The sequence below is a fragment of the Burkholderia sp. IT-111MI5 genome, from assembly GCF_949752865.1.
Classification (GTDB): Bacteria; Pseudomonadota; Gammaproteobacteria; order Burkholderiales; family Burkholderiaceae; genus Burkholderia; species Burkholderia pyrrocinia_C.
The window spans coordinates 1-355 of the sequence record NZ_CATKIF010000059.1; the positions used below are offsets into that span (position 1 = coordinate 1).

Genomic DNA, 355 nt, shown 5'->3' on the forward strand with positions numbered 1-355 from the left:
ACGTGCGGCCGGCGACCTGCTGGGTTCGGTGGTGAAGAACAGCGGCACGATCGAGGCGCAGGGCCTGAGCAGCCGCGACGGGAAGATCACGCTGGACGGCGGTCAGGTGCATGTCGCGGGCAAGCTGGACGCGAGCTCGCAGGATGCATCGACGGCGGGCGGCACGGTGACGACGCGCGGCGAGCAGGTAATGGTGTCGCGCGACGTGCAGGTGGATACGCGCGCGGCATCGGGCAAGGCGGGCCTGTGGACGATCGAGGCGGCCAACGTGGGCGTCGATGCGGCCGGAAATGCCATCACCGGAGAGACGTTGTCGCGCAACCTGGGTACGACGAACGTGGCGCTGACCAACACA

1 pseudogene is annotated in these 355 nt (G+C 68.7%); it reads left to right on the forward strand.

The features are described 5' to 3' along the window. A pseudogene (locus ACM6JT_RS29355) lies at window positions 1–355 on the forward strand (filamentous hemagglutinin); the annotation flags it as partial.